The following is a 16,725-nucleotide window of genomic DNA, read 5'->3' as shown; positions in this document are numbered from 1 at the left end:
CTCAATCCAGACTGTTAAAAGTGGGGAACCAGGTTCGCCTTCTGGATATTACTCAGCGCGAACACTTCATCTTTGCCTTCGACTGTCACCGTGATCATTTCACCATCAACGGCTTTGATAATTCCCTGCCATTTACGGCGGTTCTGTACGGCCATACGCAGAACGAGAGCCACTTCTTCACCGGTAAAGCGCACGTAGTGCTCGGCCGTGAACATCGGACGATCGAGGCCAGGTGAGGAAACTTCCAGGTTGTACGCAACGGTAATCGGATCTTCAACATCAAGAACCGCACTCACCTGGTGGCTGACATCAGCACAATCATCAACATTGATGCCATCTTCACTATCAATATAGATGCGCAGTGTGGATGTACGGCCGCGAACGAATTCGATGCCGACCAGTTCGTAGCCCAGTGCTTCGACCGGTGCAGTAATCATCTCTGTTAATTTTTGCTCTAATGTGGACAAGCCCACCCCCAAGACATAAAAAAAGGGCGTAAAGCCCAGTTATTCTGTAGTCAGATAACAAAAAACCCCGATAAATCGGGGCTTTAGATAACTGAACCCTATAGCCACAACTGTGGCCTGGAGCACTCTCCGAAAGCATTTTTTCAAATCCAGCTACGAAGGCTCTAAGTCTTCACAGTATATTTGAAAAAGAACTTTATGGGAAAGTGGTTGCGGGGGCCGGATTTGAACCGACGACCTTCGGGTTATGAGCCCGACGAGCTACCAGGCTGCTCCACCCCGCGCCTGAAACGTGGCAAATTCTACGCGTTTTGGACAGAATTTGCAAATAATGCTGGGATTTGGTACCGAAGACGGGACGTAAAATCGGCGTTCAGTATATTGATAGTTGACCCCACCTGTCAACCCAACTTCAGCCAGGGCAATAAAAGGGAAATTTTTACAAAAAACGCACACGTCTCTTTCGGTCGTCGATAAAAGATGATTAAATGAATACTCACTTATTTTGCATAAACATGCATCGAGAGCGAAAGCGGTCTCTAATCAGTCAATCAAGCAGGGTTTTATTATATGACGACGATTCTCAAGCATCTCCCGGTAGGACAACGTATTGGCATCGCTTTTTCTGGCGGCCTGGATACCAGCGCTGCACTGCTGTGGATGCGCCAGAAGGGAGCGGTTCCTTATGCATATACTGCGAACCTGGGTCAGCCGGACGAGGAAGATTATGACGCGATCCCTCGTCGTGCCATGGAATATGGCGCAGAGAACGCACGTCTGATCGACTGCCGTAAGCAGCTGGTTGCCGAAGGGATTGCCGCAATCCAGTGCGGTGCTTTCCATAATACGACCGGCGGCCTGACCTATTTCAATACCACCCCGCTGGGTCGTGCCGTCACCGGCACTATGCTGGTTGCCGCCATGAAAGAAGATGGCGTGAACATCTGGGGGGACGGTAGCACCTATAAAGGCAACGATATTGAACGTTTCTATCGTTATGGCCTGCTGACCAACGCCGAGTTGCAGATCTACAAACCGTGGCTGGATACCGACTTCATCGACGAGCTGGGTGGCCGTCATGAAATGTCTGAGTTTATGATTGCCTGCGGCTTTGACTACAAGATGTCCGTTGAGAAAGCCTACTCAACCGACTCCAACATGCTGGGTGCGACGCATGAAGCGAAAGACCTGGAATTCCTGAACTCCAGCGTAAAAATTGTTAACCCGATCATGGGTGTGAAGTTCTGGGATGAGAACGTGAAGATCCCGGCGGAAGAAGTGACCGTGCGTTTCGAACGTGGTCATCCGGTTGCCCTGAACGGTAAAACCTTCTCCGACGATGTTGAACTGATGCTGGAAGCAAACCGCATCGGCGGTCGTCACGGGCTGGGTATGAGCGATCAGATCGAAAACCGTATCATCGAAGCGAAAAGCCGCGGCATTTACGAAGCTCCGGGGATGGCGCTGCTGCACATCGCTTACGAGCGTCTGCTGACCGGTATTCACAACGAAGACACCATTGAGCAGTATCACTCTCATGGCCGTCAGCTGGGCAAACTGCTGTATCAGGGTCGCTGGTTTGATCCACAGGCGCTGATGCTGCGTGACGCCCTGCAACGTTGGGTGGCAAGCGCAATCACCGGCGAAGTGACCCTGGAACTGCGTCGCGGCAATGATTACTCCATCCTCAATACCGTGTCTGACAACCTGACCTATAAAGCAGAGCGTCTGACCATGGAGAAAGGTGAGTCAGTGTTCTCTCCGGACGATCGTATTGGCCAGCTGACCATGCGTAACCTGGACATCACCGATACCCGTGAGAAGCTGTTCAACTATGTTGAGAATGGCCTGCTCTCCGCCAGTTCCGGTAATGGCCTCCCTCAGGTTGAGAACCTGGAACACAGCGATAAGAAATAATCGACAGCAAGTCATGCAAAAGGCGCCCATTGGGCGCCTTTTTTATGCTCTTCGTAGGCCCGGTAAGCGCAGCGCCACCGGGCAAAACGGCGGGTGGCGCTGCGCTTACCCGCCCTACAAAAGATCGGATACACAGAATGTACAGACGAAAAAAAAGACGTCTTGCGACGTCTTTCTTCTGGAATATTGGTACCGAGGATGGGACTCGAACCCACAAGCCCGTTAGGGCACTACCACCTCAAGGTAGCGTGTCTACCAATTCCACCACCTCGGTACGGAATACTTACTGCGGGATATCGCTGGTTGGCTTAGCCGGTGCAGCTGGCTGAGTTTGCTCAGTTTTTGCTGGCGCGCTCAGATTTTCCCACTCGCTTCCTTTACTGGTCTTGTTGCTGTTGATATTGCCCAGCACCAGACTGATGATGAAGAACAGCGTAGCCAGAATCGCCGTCGTACGGGTCATGAAGTTCGCAGAACCACTTGAACCGAACAGCGTACCGGAAGCGCCTGCTCCGAAGGAGGCTCCCATATCAGCGCCTTTACCTTGCTGTAGCATAATCAGCGCTACGAGAGCGATGGCTACAATAAGGAAAATAACTAAAAGAGCTTCGTACATAATCAACCTGTTCCTTGCGGATTTGCCGCATACCAATGCTTCGACCAATTAGCAGGATTTTGTTTCCCACTGAAGCGGGTGTGAATACTAACCAAAGCGAATCACCTTCGCAAGGGCATTTTCGAGGCATTGTATCAACTGCGGAAAAAAACAGCAAAAAGCCATTCATTGCTTAAAAAAAAGGCGGCAAACGCCGCCTTTTTAAACACTTATTCTGAAAGATTATGCAGCTTTGACTGCATCCGCAATGCGGTGCGCAAATTCAGTTACCTGCGCTTCGTCTTCGCCTTCCACCATCACGCGGATCAGCGGCTCGGTACCCGACTTACGCAGCAGGACGCGCCCACGGCTGCCAAGAGTCGCTTCCACGTCTGCCATCACCGCTTTCACGTTATCATTTTCCAGCGGGTCGCCTTTACCCGCGGTGAAACGCACATTGACCAGAATCTGCGGGAACATTTTCATGCCGCTGCACAGATCGTGCAGGCTCATATGGTTACGCGCCATCGCGGCAACAACCTGAAGCGCCGCCACAATACCGTCACCGGTGGTGGTTTTATCGAGCAGGATCACGTGGCCGGAGTTTTCCGCGCCAATACGCCAGCCTTTCTCCTGGAGTTTTTCCAGCACGTAGCGGTCACCCACTTTCGCACGAACAAACGGGATGCCCAGCTGTTTCAACGCCAGTTCCAGGCCCATATTGCTCATCAGCGTACCCACCGCGCCACCGCGCAATTGCCCCTGACGCAGGCCTTCACGGGCAATGATGTAGAGGATCTGATCGCCATCGACCTTGTTACCTTCGTGGTCAACCATGATCACACGGTCACCATCGCCATCCAGGGCAATACCCAGATCGGCCTTTTCAGCCAGCACACGCGCCTGCAAGGCACGCACGTCTGTCGCGCCGACTTCTTCGTTGATGTTCAGACCATCCGGCTCGCAGCCGATAGTGATCACTTTGGCACCCAGCTCGCGGAACACATTCGGCGCAATGTGGTAAGTCGCACCGTTGGCACAGTCCACCACAATTTTGAGGTGTGCCAGGCTCAGCTCATTCGGGAAAGTGCCTTTGCAGAATTCAATGTAGCGGCCTGCGGCATCGACAATACGGTTTGCTTTACCCAGCTCAGCGGAGTCAACACAGGTGATCTCTTTTTCCATTTCCGCTTCAATCGCCTCTTCCACGTCATCCGGCAGTTTGGTGCCGTCGATGGAGAAGAATTTGATACCGTTGTCATAGAACGGGTTATGGGAAGCGGAAATGACGATGCCCGCTTCCGCACGGAAGGTGCGGGTCAGATAGGCAACAGCAGGGGTCGGCATTGGCCCCGTAAAGGAAGCTGAAAGCCCCGCCGCCGCCAGCCCGGCTTCCAGCGCGGACTCCAGCATATAACCCGAAATACGGGTATCTTTCCCAATAATGATCTTACGGGAGCCATGACGCGCCAGCACTTTCCCCGCTGCCCAGCCCAGCTTCAGGACAAAGTCAGGGGTAATTGGCGCATCGCCTACGCGCCCACGGATGCCATCGGTACCAAAATATTTACGATTACTCATAGCGTTTGTTTTCCTTCGCTGCCAGTGTGGCTTCTACCACACGCATGGCTTCTACTGTTTCTTTTACGTCATGGACGCGAATGATGTGTGCACCTTGCATCGCGGCAATCACCGCGCAGGCCAGACTGCCGCTCAGACGTTCGCTCGGCCCGACATTCAACAACTGACCAATCATCGATTTTCTCGACATTCCCACCAGCAGTGGCAGGCCGAACTGATGAAACTCTGATAAGCGCGCAAGCAACGCGTAATTGTGTGAGAGATTTTTACCGAAACCGAAGCCCGGGTCGAGCAGCAATTTCTCTTTTGCGATACCCGCACGTTCACAGCGTTCGATATGCTCAATAAAGAAGCGGGTGACGTCGGCAAACACATCTTCATATTTTGGCGCCTCCTGCATTGTCTTAGGCTGACCCTGCATATGCATCAGACACACCGGTAGCCCGGTTTCTGCGGCGGCTTCAATCGCGCCCGGCTCGGTCAGCGAGCGGATATCATTGATAATGTGAGCGCCCACTCTCGCCACTTCACGGATCACTTCGGGTTTGGAGGTATCAACGGAGATCCACACTTCAAAGCGCCGGGCGATAGCCTCCACCACCGGCACCACGCGCGCCAGCTCTTCTTCCACTGAAACCTCCGCCGCGCCAGGCCGCGTTGACTCCCCTCCAACGTCAATGATAGTGGCACCCGCGTTAATCATTAAATTCGCGTGTTTAACCGCGTCGATAAGCGAATTATGCGTGCCGCCGTCAGAGAAGGAATCAGGCGTGACATTCAGGATCCCCATCACATGGGGATGTGAAAGGTCGAGATGCGAGTCCTGGGCGAATAGTTTCATGGTGAAGTCCCTTGGATTAATGTGGTTAAACAGATAAGAAAAACCCCGGAGCAAGCTCCAGGGTTTGAGATACAGACAAACGCTTCAACAGCAGTGACTTACTTGTCGCCCAACTGCTCTGACATGGTGTTGCCCGGGTTTGGCGTACGCGGTTCATCGACCGGACGCGGCGCACGCGGGGTGCCATTGTTGTCAGAATTGTTAGACGCGCCTGGGTCTTCCCAGCCTGCCGGCGGACGCACTTCGCGACGCGCCATCAGGTCGTCAATCTGCGGTGCATCGATGGTCTCATATTTCATGAGCGCATCTTTCATCGAATGCAGGATGTCCATATTGTCGTTCAGGATCTGACGGGCGCGAGCGTAGTTACGTTCAATCAGCGCTTTCACTTCCTGGTCGATGATACGTGCCGTTTCATCGGACATATGTTTCGCTTTTGCCACAGAGCGGCCCAGGAATACTTCGCCCTCTTCCTCTGCATACAGCAGCGGACCGAGTTTGTCGGAGAAGCCCCACTGAGTCACCATGTTACGCGCCAGGTTTGTCGCCACTTTAATATCGTTCGACGCACCGGTGGAAACATGTTCCGCACCGTAGATAATCTCTTCAGCCAGACGACCGCCGTACAGGGTTGAAATCTGGCTTTCCAGCTTCTGACGGCTGGCGCTGATCGCGTCGCCTTCAGGCAGGAAGAAGGTCACACCCAGCGCACGACCGCGCGGAATAATCGTCACCTTGTGTACGGGATCGTGTTCCGGCACCAGACGACCGATAATCGCGTGGCCCGCTTCGTGATATGCCGTGGACTCTTTCTGCGCTTCCGTCATCACCATGGAGCGACGTTCCGCACCCATCATGATTTTGTCTTTCGCTTTCTCGAATTCCACCATGGACACCACGCGCTTGTTACCGCGAGCGGCAAACAGTGCTGCTTCGTTGACCAGGTTAGCCAGATCCGCACCGGAGAAGCCTGGAGTACCACGCGCGATGATTGCCGCGTCGATATCTGGCGCCAGCGGTACGCGTCGCATATGCACTTTCAGAATCTGTTCACGACCGCGAACATCCGGCAGACCGACCACAACCTGACGGTCAAAACGGCCTGGACGCAGCAGCGCAGGGTCGAGTACGTCCGGACGGTTAGTTGCCGCGATAACGATGATACCTTCGTTACCTTCGAAGCCGTCCATCTCAACCAGCATCTGGTTCAGCGTCTGCTCACGTTCATCGTGACCACCACCCAGGCCTGCGCCACGCTGGCGGCCTACGGCGTCGATTTCATCGATGAAGATGATGCACGGTGCTGCCTTCTTAGCCTGCTCGAACATGTCACGCACACGAGATGCACCGACACCCACGAACATTTCAACGAAGTCAGAACCTGAAATAGTAAAGAACGGCACCTTCGCTTCACCCGCGATGGCTTTTGCCAGCAGGGTTTTACCGGTACCCGGAGGGCCGACCATCAGGACGCCTTTCGGGATCTTACCGCCCAGTTTCTGGAAACGGCTCGGCTCGCGCAGGTATTCAACCAGTTCACCCACCTCTTCTTTTGCTTCGTCACAACCTGCTACGTCAGCAAACGTGGTCTTGATCTGGTCTTCCGTCAGCATACGCGCCTTGCTCTTACCGAACGACATGGCACCTTTGCCACCACCGCCCTGCATCTGGCGCATAAAGAAGATCCAGACGCCGATAAGAAGCAGCATCGGGAACCAGGAAATGAAGATAGAAGCCAGCAGGCTTGGTTCTTCCGGCGGCTCGCCTACCACTTTGACGTTTTTGGTCAGAAGGTTATCAAGCAGCTTAGGATCGTTCACCGGGATGTAAGTCGTGTAACGGTTACTATCTTTCTTGGTAACGTTGATCTCACGTCCGTTGATACGCGCTTCGCGAACCTGGTCCTGATTGACCTCTTGCAGGAAGGTAGAATAATCCACCTTGCGGCCATTCGACTCGCTGGGCCCAAAGCTCTGGAATACTGACATCAGCACAACGGCAATGACCAGCCAGAGTATTAGGTTTTTCGCCATGTCACTCAAGGGATTAACCTCATATTACAACTGTGTTAAAAACAGCGTCAGGATACTCTATATCCAGTTTCATTCAAACTTTCGCCTGAAATCTACCGGTTATCATTTTCGCCCGGTCGCTACAATATACACTTCACGGGAACGGGCCCGGGAAGAGTCCGGCTTACGAACTTTGACCTTCGCAAACAGGGAGCGAATTTCCTTAAGATACTCCTCGAAACCTTCGCCCTGAAACACCTTCACAACAAAACTACCACCAGGCGCTAGTACATCACGACACATTTCTAACGCTAGTTCCACCAGATACATGGCGCGGGGGATATCCACCGCCGGTGTTCCACACATATTTGGCGCCATATCCGACATGACAACCTGGACCTTAGTGTCACCTACACGATCAAGTAGTGCTTTAAGCACTAATTCATCACGAAAGTCGCCCTGAAGGAAGTCGACACCGACGATGGGATCCATTGGTAAAAGATCGCATGCGATGATTCGGCCCGTTCCGCCGATCTGCGTAACCGCATACTGGGACCATCCGCCAGGTGCCGCACCGAGGTCGACCACCGTCATTCCCGGTTTAAAAAGTTTGTCACTTTGCTGTATTTCATCAAGTTTAAACCAGGCGCGGGAACGCAACCCCTTTTTCTGCGCCTGTTGAACATATTTATCGCTAAAGTGTTCCTGAAGCCAGCGGCTGGAGCTGGCAGAACGCTTTTTACCTGTCATTTAACATTTCCGTCCTGGTTCATCGTTGCTTGCCTGTGACGTAAATTTCTACGCAGCTATTTGGCGATATTAGGGAGATGGCGGTAGAATGAACCGTTTTCAATCCCAACGTAAGCAAAAATATACGATGAATCTGAGTACTAAACAAAAACAGCACCTTAAAGGTCTGGCACATCCGCTCAAGCCTGTAGTGATGCTTGGCAACAATGGTTTGACCGAAGGGGTGCTTGCCGAGATTGAACAAGCGCTGGAACACCACGAGCTGATCAAGGTGAAAATCGCCTCTGAAGACAGAGACACTAAAAACCTGATCGTGGAAGCCATCGTGCGCGAAACCGGCGCCTGTAATGTACAGGTCATCGGTAAAACGCTGGTGCTCTATCGCCCATCAAAAGAGCGCAAAATCTCGCTGACACGTTAAGGATATCCTGAATCGAACACATTTTCTGTGTGAAACGAGGGATTTCTTTCAGCAGGCGAGCAAAATGCCATGCTCCTTGAGTTGATAAAAGGCCGCTATGCGGCCTTTTTCTTTTCTTTACAATGTATCAACATCTTAGTAGAGAAGCGAATTACAGGTATTCAACCTTAATAATTTCGTATTCCACTTCACCACCAGGGGTGCGGATGGTGACCACATCGTCCTGCTCTTTGCCAATCAGGCCACGAGCAATCGGCGAGTTCACCGAAATCAGGTTCTGTTTGAAGTCCGCTTCATCATCACCCACGATGCGATAGGTCTGCTCTTCGTCGTTGTCCAGATTCAGGACGCTGACGGTAGAGCCGAAGATCACACGGCCATTATTTGGCATTTTGGTGATATCGATAACCTGCGCGTTAGACAGTTTCGCCTCGATATCTTTAATGCGCCCCTCACAGAAACCCTGCTGCTCACGCGCCGCGTGGTATTCAGCATTCTCTTTCAGGTCGCCATGCTCACGCGCTTCCGCGATAGCGGCGATGATTTCAGGGCGACGCACGGATTTGAGAAAATCCAGCTCTTCGCGCAGTTTTTCGGCACCACGTAAGGTCATCGGAATAGCTTGCATTTGTTATACCTCTTAAACATTCCTGTTGGGAGCAGTGTTCCCTGCTCCAGCCCACCTGAACAGGCCAGAAGCAAAAAGAAAACCGACCCGGGAGCAACGCCCCAGGTCAGCAGCAATTTTTCAATTTGATACGCATTTTACCGCGAAGTTCACTATGGGTCATCGTTTACTTTACAGTGCCATGCACCGTAGTATGACGGTTTGTTTTCGGGTTGTTAGCGCGAGATTATGCGATTTTCCAGTTTTATCATCGGATTGACTACCAGTATAACGTTCACCGTTCAGGCCGCGAATGTTGATGAGTACATTAATCAACTGCCCGCCGGCGCGAACCTTGCCCTGATGGTGCAGAAGGTTGGCGCGCAGGCTCCCGAGATTGACTATCACAGTCAACAGATGGCGCTGCCTGCCAGTACCCAGAAGGTGATCACTGCCCTCGCCGCCCTGCTCCAGCTCGGGCCTGACTTCCGTTTTACTACCACCCTTGAAACCAGAGGTAACGTTGAGGGTGGCGAACTGAAAGGCGATCTTATCGCCCGTTTTGGTGGCGATCCCACCTTTAAGCGCCAGGATGTCCGCAATATGGTGGCGGTACTGAAAAAATCCGGCGTAACAAAAATTGATGGCAACGTGCTGATCGACACCTCCATTTTCGCCAGCCACGATAAAGCGCCTGGCTGGCCGTGGAACGACATGACGCAGTGCTTTAGCGCCCCGCCAGCCGCCGCCATCGTTGACCGTAACTGCTTCTCCGTATCGCTTTACAGCGCGCCAAAACCAAATGACTTAGCTTTTATCCGCGTGGCCTCATACTACCCGGTCACGATGTTCAGCCAGGTGCGGACGCTGGCGAAAGGCTCCCCGGAGGCGCAGTATTGCGAGCTGGACGTGGTACCGGGCGATCTCAATCGCTATACGCTCACCGGCTGCCTGACCCAGCGGTCCGATCCCCTCCCGCTGGCCTTCGCCATTCAGGATGGCGCGGGCTATGCCGGTGCCATTTTTAAAGATGAACTGAAGCAGGCGGGCATAACCTACACCGGAACGCTGCTGCGCCAGACGCAGGTGAATGAGCCAGGCACGGTGATCGCCAGCAAACAGTCCGCGCCACTGCATGATTTGCTTAAGATTATGCTGAAAAAGTCGGATAACATGATTGCCGACACGGTGTTCCGCATGATTGGGCACGCGCGATTTGGTGTGCCGGGCACCTGGCGGGCCGGTTCTGATGCCGTACGTCAGATCCTGCGCCAGCAGGCGGGTATCGATCTGGGCAATACGATCGCCGTTGATGGTTCCGGTTTATCGCGTCATAACCTGATCTCGCCGGCCACCATGATGCAGGTGTTGCAGTACATTGCTCAGCATGACGCTGAGCTAAACTTTATTACGATGCTGCCGCTTGCCGGACACGACGGCTCTCTTCAGTACCGCGCGGGCCTTCACGCTGCGGGCGTGGATGGCAAAGTGTCAGCCAAAACGGGTTCCCTGCAAGGCGTTTACAACCTTGCCGGTTTTATCACTACCGCCAGCGGACAACGCATGGCATTTGTGCAGTATCTTTCCGGCTATGCCGTCGAACCGGCTGACCAGCGCAATCGCCGTATTCCACTGGTGCGTTTCGAAAGCAGGCTCTATAAGGACATCTACCAGAATAACTAGCGATGAAACTACTGATAGTTGAAGACGATCTGTTATTGCAGGAAGGGTTAGCGCTGGCGCTAGGGAATGAAGGCTACGCCCTGGATTGTGCCACCACGGCCGCTGAAGCAGATGCCCTGATCCAGAGCGGTGAATACAGCCTCGTGATCCTGGATTTAGGGCTGCCGGATAAAGACGGCGCGACGCTACTCTGCCAGTGGCGTCGTCGCGGGGTTGAGAATCCCGTCTTGATTCTCACCGCCCGCGATGCCATTGAAGACAGAATTAACGGGCTGGATTCTGGCGCTGACGATTATCTGGTAAAACCCTTCGCCCTTGCCGAGCTACAGGCTCGCGTACGGGCGTTGATCCGCCGCTATCAGGGCCACAGCGACAACCTGCTGACGGACGGAGATATCACCCTCAATCTGCAAACTCAGCAGGTGCTGCGCCAGTCTCAGCCTGTGGAAGTGACGCCAAAAGAGTTCGCTCTGCTGACGCGCCTGATCATGCGCAGCGGGCAGACCGTGCACCGCGAAACGCTGCAACAGGACATCTACTCCTGGCAGGACGATCCAGGATCAAACACGCTTGAAGTTCACATTCATAATCTGCGGCGCAAGCTCGGTAAAGATCGCATCAAAACCGTACGCGGCGTGGGTTACCGTCTGGAGAGCCAGAAATGAACAGTATGCGCCGGCGATTAATGGTGTTGCTGGCGGTTATTCTGCTATTTTTTCAACTCATTAGCGTAGTCTGGCTGTGGCATGAGAGCCGCGAGCAAATCGGTTTTCTTGTGAATGAAACGTTGTCCGCCAAAGCGCGCAACAACCATGTCGAAAAAGAGATCCGCGAAGCTATTGCCTCCCTGCTGGTCCCTTCTCTGGTGATGGTCGGTTTTACCTTGCTCTTCTCATTCTGGGCAGTCACCTGGATCACCCGACCACTCAACAAACTTCGCGCCAGCCTTGCGAACCGTTCGGCGGATAATCTGACTCCCCTGCCGATGTATTCCGATATGGAAGAGATAGGCGCTGTGACCACCTCGCTCAATCAACTCCTCGCCCGGCTGGACCACACTATTCAACAGGAACGCCTGTTTACCGCCGATGCGGCACACGAGTTACGTACGCCGCTTGCGGGGATCAGGCTCCATCTGGAACTGATGGCTCAGTCCGGTTCCCCGCAGGCCACGCCACTGATAAGCCGTATCGATCAGTTGATGCACACGGTGGAACAGCTGCTGATGCTGGCGCGTGCCGGGCAGGCGATGGCCAGCGGCCATTACGATACCGTGAACTGGACAGAGACGATCATTGCTCCGCTCAGCCTGGAGCATGAAGCCAAAGAGCATACGGTAATATGGCCGGCCCACAGTGTGCTGACGGTTCAGGGGGACGCCGTCCTGTTACGTCTGATGCTAAGGAACCTTCTGGAGAATGCCGCCCGCTACAGCCCGGCAGGCACAACCATTGAAGTGGCATTAACAGCGACGGAGGGCGGTACCCGGGTGAGCGTTACCGATCAGGGGCCGGGTATTGATGAGGCGCACCGCCAGTCGATCACCGAACCTTTCCGACGTCTCGACCAGCGCTACGGCGGCAGCGGCCTTGGGCTGAGCATCGTACAGCGTATCGTACAACTCCATCATGGCCATTTAACGCTGGAGAACGGCGCTGAGGGCGGCCTCATCGCCAGCTGTTGGTTACCGGCGAAAATAGGATAAAAAAAAGCCCCGTTAAGGGGCTTTATACAGGGGTTAGTGCTTGTAGATGAACTCGACGCCTTCTTCGTCGTCTTCATCCCAGTCATCGTCCCAGTCTTCATCATCTTCTTCCGCTTCCAGCTCTTCGAGCTGCTGGCGGTGGTAGTCATCCCACATGAATTCGACTTTTTCAGGCTGTTTCGCCTCTTCTGCCTGAACAACCGGATTCTCGATGATAAAGGTCATCACATCCCAGCAGAGATCTTTCACGCCAACCTGGCTGGCGGCAGAGATCAGATAGTACTTATCTTCCCAACCCATCGCGTCGGCAATCGCTTTAGCTTTCGCTTCAGCTTCCGCTTTGTCCATCAGGTCGATCTTGTTGAATACCAGCCAGCGCGGTTTTTGCGCCAGTTTTTCACTGTATTTCTCCAGCTCGCCAATAATGATACGGGCGTTTTCAACCGGATCGGAACCGTCGATTGGATCGATGTCGATGAGGTGCAACAGTACGCGACAACGCTCAAGGTGCTTCAGGAAGCGAATACCCAGACCGGCGCCTTCTGCTGCCCCTTCAATCAGACCCGGGATGTCAGCGACAACAAAGCTTTTCTCGTTATCCATACGGACAACGCCCAGGCTCGGCACCAGCGTCGTAAACGGATAATCCGCTACTTTGGGTTTCGCCGCAGAGACCGCACGGATAAACGTCGATTTACCGGCGTTTGGCATACCCAGCATCCCCACATCCGCCAGCAGCATCAGTTCCAGTTGCAGGTCGCGCTTATCACCCGGGGTACCCATGGTTTTCTGACGCGGGGTACGGTTAACGGAAGATTTGAAACGGCTGTTACCCAGACCATGCCAGCCGCCTTTCGCCACCATCAGGCGCTGACCGTGTTTGGTCATATCACCCATGGTTTCGCCCGTGCCCTGATCGATGACACGCGTACCCACCGGCACTTTGATCGTCACGTCTTTACCGCGTTTACCGGTACAGTCGCGGCTCTGGCCGTTCTGGCCACGCTCGGCGCGGAAAGATTTTTCGAAACGGTAGTCGATCAGCGTGTTGAGGTTTTCATCCGCCTCCAGCCACACGTCGCCACCGTCCCCACCGTCACCGCCGTCAGGACCGCCACGAGGAATATATTTTTCACGGCGGAAGCTTACACAACCGTTACCGCCATCACCTGCCACGACCAGAATCGTCGCTTCATCAACAAACTTCATTTTACTCTCCGTAACTCATTCGCCTGAGCGGGGGACTATTACAACCGCTTCATTTTTGCGCCAACGCCCCCAGAGACGATGACCAATGGCGGAATACATCGCGCCCGCAACCACGACAAACGCACCGAGATAACCCAACAGGTTGAGCATCGGCTTGACGAAGACATCGGGCCAGGCCATTGATAACAAATCTGAAAATAACAGCGTAAACAGCGGGGTAAGCGTGATTAAGGCGCTCACCTGTGCTGCCTGCCAGCGCGCCATGGCTTCAGCCAGAGCGCCATAACCGACCAGCGTATTCAGCCCACAAAAAATGAGGCACGCCAGTTGCCAGTCGCTGAGCTGGGTAATTACACCCGGCTTCGCTAAAGGCAATAATGCCAGTGTACACAAAGTGTACAGCAAAAAGAGGATCTGCTGTGAGGCAAGACGGCGCAATAACACCTTTTGCGCGACGCCATAACTCACCCAGACCGTTGCTGCACCCACCCCAAAAATGACACCCCAGGTGTAATCCGTCAGGCGGGTAAAAATCTCAATCAGGCTGGTGTTAAAGAACATCACCAGCCCGCAAAGCAGCATGCTTGCCCCGATGATCTGCGTGCCGCGCATCTTCTCCTTGAGGATGAATACGCTGGCGACCATCATGCCGACCGGTGAAAGTTGACCAATCACCTGCGACGCTGTAGGGCTAAGATATTGCAGGGAAGAGCTGAACAGAATGAAGTTACCGAACAGACCGCCCGTCGCGATAGCCAGTAACACCAGCCAACGCGGTTTTCGGAAGATGCGCAGCGGTGGCAGCTTACCTTTGACGGCCAGAATGGCGCCCAGGCCTATGCTTGCCATCAGGAAGCGATAAAACACCACCGTCGGTGGCTCCATGACTTCCAGTACCTGCTTCATTGCAATTGGCAGCGCACCCCAGCACATTGCGGTAGTGAGCGCCAAAAGAATACCCATGCCGGCCTGCTGCTTCATGCCCGTTTTCCCTACAGAAAATTTTCCGGGTTTCCAATGTAAAAAGCCCCGCAACACGTTGCGGGGCTTTAATCCGTTACCGGACCGAGAAAACCTTACTCAGCAACGATGCTGATGTATTTACGGTTGTTCGGGCCTTTAACTTCAAATTTCACTTTACCGTCTGCTTTAGCAAACAGAGTGTGGTCACGACCGCAACCTACGTTGGTACCCGCGTGGAACTTGGTGCCACGCTGACGAACGATGATGCTACCCGCCAGAACGGATTCGCCACCGAAACGCTTAACGCCCAGGCGTTTAGCTTCTGAATCGCGACCGTTACGTGTGGAGCCGCCAGCCTTTTTATGTGCCATTTAAATCTCTCCTCAGGTCTTAGGCGCTGATGCCAGTAATTTTCACATCAGTGAACCACTGACGGTGGCCCTGCTGCTTACGATAGTGTTTACGACGACGAAACTTAACGATTTTAACTTTCTCGCCACGACCGTGAGCAACAACTTCAGCTTTGATAACGCCGCCATCAACGAAAGGAACGCCGATTTTGACTTCTTCACCGTTTGCGATCATCAGAACTTCAGCGAACTCAACAGATTCGCCAGTTGCGATGTCCAGCTTTTCCAGGCGAACGGTCTGACCTTCGCTTACTCGGTGTTGTTTACCACCACTTTGGAAAACCGCGTACATATAAACTCCGCTTCCGCGCACATCCTCGTATGATTCAGAGTGCGCTATAAATATTCACAATAGGGCGCGAATATTACGCAAAACGCGAGCCTTTGACAAGTGCTACCATCAATACATGAAGAAAAAAAACACAACACGTACGGTAACGTTTATCTGAGCCGTTTTTTCAGTACAATCAGCAATACTATTTATAAACCGAAACCCTTTGTGTACCCATCTCGTGTGGGATAAACAGGATAAAAAGCCCGGCTTTTGCGATGAATTTAGAAAAAATCAATGAGTTAACCGCGCAAGATATGGCGGGTGTGAATGCAGCAATCCTGGAGCAACTCAACTCTGACGTTCAGCTGATCAATCAGTTGGGCTATTACATCGTCAGCGGCGGCGGTAAACGTATTCGTCCGATGATTGCCATTCTGGCCGCACGCGCGGTTGGCTATCAGGGAAATGCCCACGTCACGATCGCGGCGCTGATCGAATTTATCCACACCGCCACCCTACTTCACGACGATGTTGTGGATGAATCAGACATGCGTCGTGGTAAAGCCACCGCCAACGCCGCGTTTGGTAATGCGGCAAGCGTTCTGGTAGGCGATTTTATCTATACCCGCGCCTTCCAGATGATGACCAGCCTTGGCTCGCTGAAGGTGCTGGAAGTGATGTCAGAAGCCGTGAACGTTATCGCTGAAGGTGAAGTCCTACAGCTGATGAACGTCAACGACCCGGACATCACCGAAGAAAACTATATGCGGGTGATTTACAGCAAGACCGCACGTCTGTTCGAAGCCGCCGCGCAATGCTCCGGCATTCTGGCAGGCTGTAGCGAAGCTCAGGAAAAGGGCCTTCAGGACTATGGCCGTTACCTCGGCACCGCGTTCCAGCTGATTGATGATTTGCTGGACTACAGCGCGGATGGCGAAACGCTCGGTAAAAACGTCGGCGATGACCTGAACGAAGGCAAGCCAACGCTGCCGCTGCTCCACGCGATGCGCAATGGCACACCAGAGCAGGCGAAAATGATCCGGGAGGCTATCGAGCAGGGAAATGGACGCCATCTTCTGGAACCGGTACTGGAAACAATGGCTATCTGCGGCTCCCTGGAATGGACGCGTCAGCGCGCTGAAGAAGAAGCAGACAAAGCCATCGCCGCCATTCAGGTCATTCCCGACAGCCCATGGCGTGATGCGCTAATCGGCCTCGCGCACATCGCCGTCCAGCGCGACCGTTAATCCCCTCCTCATCTCCCTGCGCCCACGCAGGGAGATTCCAGTA

The 16,725-nt window shown here is 53.5% G+C and carries 17 protein-coding genes and 2 tRNA genes; 6 read left to right on the top strand and 13 right to left on the bottom strand.

Annotated features, from left to right (window positions below; translation table 11 throughout):
* Window positions 1-14: 14 nt before the first annotated feature.
* Window positions 15-467 (bottom strand): ribosome maturation factor RimP, encoded by a 453-nt coding sequence (gene rimP, locus ACOTWU_RS04605; RefSeq protein ID WP_014833432.1) that lies wholly within the window; start codon window positions 465-467, stop codon window positions 15-17.
* 207 nt (window positions 468-674) lie between these two features.
* Window positions 675-751 (bottom strand) — tRNA-Met (locus tag ACOTWU_RS04600).
* Between the two features lie 286 nt (window positions 752-1,037).
* Here ACOTWU_RS04600 and argG point away from each other — a divergent pair.
* Complete coding sequence (gene argG, locus ACOTWU_RS04595) at window positions 1,038-2,384, top strand: argininosuccinate synthase (RefSeq protein WP_015571974.1); 1,347 nt, start codon at window positions 1,038-1,040, stop codon at window positions 2,382-2,384.
* 187 nt (window positions 2,385-2,571) lie between these two features.
* On the opposite strand, the gene ACOTWU_RS04590 is transcribed toward argG, so the two are convergent.
* The 6 genes from ACOTWU_RS04590 to rlmE all read right to left on the bottom strand — a co-directional run bounded on the left by ACOTWU_RS04590 (window position 2,572) and on the right by rlmE (window position 8,163).
* Window positions 2,572-2,658: transfer RNA gene (locus ACOTWU_RS04590), tRNA-Leu, on the bottom strand.
* A gap of 9 nt (window positions 2,659-2,667) precedes the next feature.
* Entirely contained in the window at window positions 2,668-3,000 is a 333-nt protein-coding gene (secG, locus tag ACOTWU_RS04585; RefSeq protein ID WP_003861803.1) for a preprotein translocase subunit SecG, read from the bottom strand.
* 222 nt (window positions 3,001-3,222) lie between these two features.
* Window positions 3,223-4,560, bottom strand: coding sequence for a phosphoglucosamine mutase (glmM, locus tag ACOTWU_RS04580; protein ID WP_017693917.1), 1,338 nt, complete (start codon window positions 4,558-4,560; stop codon window positions 3,223-3,225).
* Complete coding sequence (gene folP / locus ACOTWU_RS04575) at window positions 4,553-5,401, bottom strand: dihydropteroate synthase (protein ID WP_003861807.1); 849 nt, start codon at window positions 5,399-5,401, stop codon at window positions 4,553-4,555. Before folP ends, glmM begins: the two co-directional genes overlap by 8 nt.
* 98 nt (window positions 5,402-5,499) lie before the next feature.
* Window positions 5,500-7,434: an ATP-dependent zinc metalloprotease FtsH gene (ftsH, locus tag ACOTWU_RS04570; RefSeq protein WP_003861810.1), complete on the bottom strand. Its 1,935-nt coding sequence runs from the start codon at window positions 7,432-7,434 to the stop codon at window positions 5,500-5,502.
* Window positions 7,435-7,536: 102 nt separating this feature from the next.
* The gene (gene rlmE, locus ACOTWU_RS04565) at window positions 7,537-8,163 is read right to left on the bottom strand and encodes a 23S rRNA (uridine(2552)-2'-O)-methyltransferase RlmE (RefSeq protein ID WP_252049348.1); all 627 of its coding nucleotides are present in this window, start codon (window positions 8,161-8,163) and stop codon (window positions 7,537-7,539) included.
* 127 nt (window positions 8,164-8,290) lie between these two features.
* Between rlmE and yhbY the strand changes: the two genes are divergently transcribed.
* Window positions 8,291-8,584: a ribosome assembly RNA-binding protein YhbY gene (yhbY, locus tag ACOTWU_RS04560; protein WP_252049360.1), complete on the top strand. Its 294-nt coding sequence runs from the start codon at window positions 8,291-8,293 to the stop codon at window positions 8,582-8,584.
* Between the two features lie 151 nt (window positions 8,585-8,735).
* On the opposite strand, the gene greA is transcribed toward yhbY, so the two are convergent.
* A complete protein-coding gene (greA, locus tag ACOTWU_RS04555) occupies window positions 8,736-9,212 on the bottom strand; it encodes a transcription elongation factor GreA (protein ID WP_006812122.1) in 477 nt (158 codons plus the stop codon).
* Between the two features lie 228 nt (window positions 9,213-9,440).
* Between greA and dacB the strand changes: the two genes are divergently transcribed.
* From dacB to pmrB, 3 genes are read left to right on the top strand one after another with little or no spacing between them, the layout of a single operon-like run.
* Entirely contained in the window at window positions 9,441-10,874 is a 1,434-nt protein-coding gene (gene dacB, locus ACOTWU_RS04550; protein WP_015571976.1) for a serine-type D-Ala-D-Ala carboxypeptidase, read from the top strand.
* Between the two features lie 2 nt (window positions 10,875-10,876).
* Window positions 10,877-11,539, top strand: coding sequence for a two-component system response regulator PmrA (pmrA, locus tag ACOTWU_RS04545; RefSeq protein WP_015571977.1), 663 nt, complete (start codon window positions 10,877-10,879; stop codon window positions 11,537-11,539).
* The gene (pmrB, locus tag ACOTWU_RS04540) at window positions 11,536-12,579 is read left to right on the top strand and encodes a two-component system sensor histidine kinase PmrB (protein ID WP_017693913.1); all 1,044 of its coding nucleotides are present in this window, start codon (window positions 11,536-11,538) and stop codon (window positions 12,577-12,579) included. Before pmrA ends, pmrB begins: the two co-directional genes overlap by 4 nt.
* 33 nt (window positions 12,580-12,612) lie before the next feature.
* On the opposite strand, the gene cgtA is transcribed toward pmrB, so the two are convergent.
* From cgtA to rplU, 4 genes are all read right to left on the bottom strand, one after another.
* A complete protein-coding gene (gene cgtA / locus ACOTWU_RS04535; RefSeq protein ID WP_006812124.1) occupies window positions 12,613-13,788 on the bottom strand; it encodes an Obg family GTPase CgtA in 1,176 nt (391 codons plus the stop codon).
* A 15-nt stretch (window positions 13,789-13,803) separates the two neighbouring features.
* The gene (locus ACOTWU_RS04530) at window positions 13,804-14,769 is read right to left on the bottom strand and encodes a DMT family transporter (protein ID WP_015571979.1); all 966 of its coding nucleotides are present in this window, start codon (window positions 14,767-14,769) and stop codon (window positions 13,804-13,806) included.
* Window positions 14,770-14,864: 95 nt separating this feature from the next.
* Window positions 14,865-15,122 (bottom strand): 50S ribosomal protein L27, encoded by a 258-nt coding sequence (gene rpmA / locus ACOTWU_RS04525; RefSeq protein ID WP_003861831.1) that lies wholly within the window; start codon window positions 15,120-15,122, stop codon window positions 14,865-14,867.
* 19 nt (window positions 15,123-15,141) lie between these two features.
* Complete coding sequence (gene rplU, locus ACOTWU_RS04520) at window positions 15,142-15,453, bottom strand: 50S ribosomal protein L21 (protein ID WP_003025032.1); 312 nt, start codon at window positions 15,451-15,453, stop codon at window positions 15,142-15,144.
* Between the two features lie 257 nt (window positions 15,454-15,710).
* Between rplU and ispB the strand changes: the two genes are divergently transcribed.
* The gene (ispB, locus tag ACOTWU_RS04515) at window positions 15,711-16,682 is read left to right on the top strand and encodes an octaprenyl diphosphate synthase (protein WP_006812126.1); all 972 of its coding nucleotides are present in this window, start codon (window positions 15,711-15,713) and stop codon (window positions 16,680-16,682) included.
* Window positions 16,683-16,725 lie beyond the last annotated feature (43 nt).

Origin of the sequence: Enterobacter cloacae complex sp. GYL001, assembly GCF_049237125.1 — a bacterium.
Lineage (GTDB): Bacteria > Pseudomonadota > Gammaproteobacteria > Enterobacterales > Enterobacteriaceae > Enterobacter > Enterobacter hormaechei_C.
Note: the sequence above shows the minus strand (reverse complement) of the source record. Positions and strands in the feature narration are given on the sequence as shown.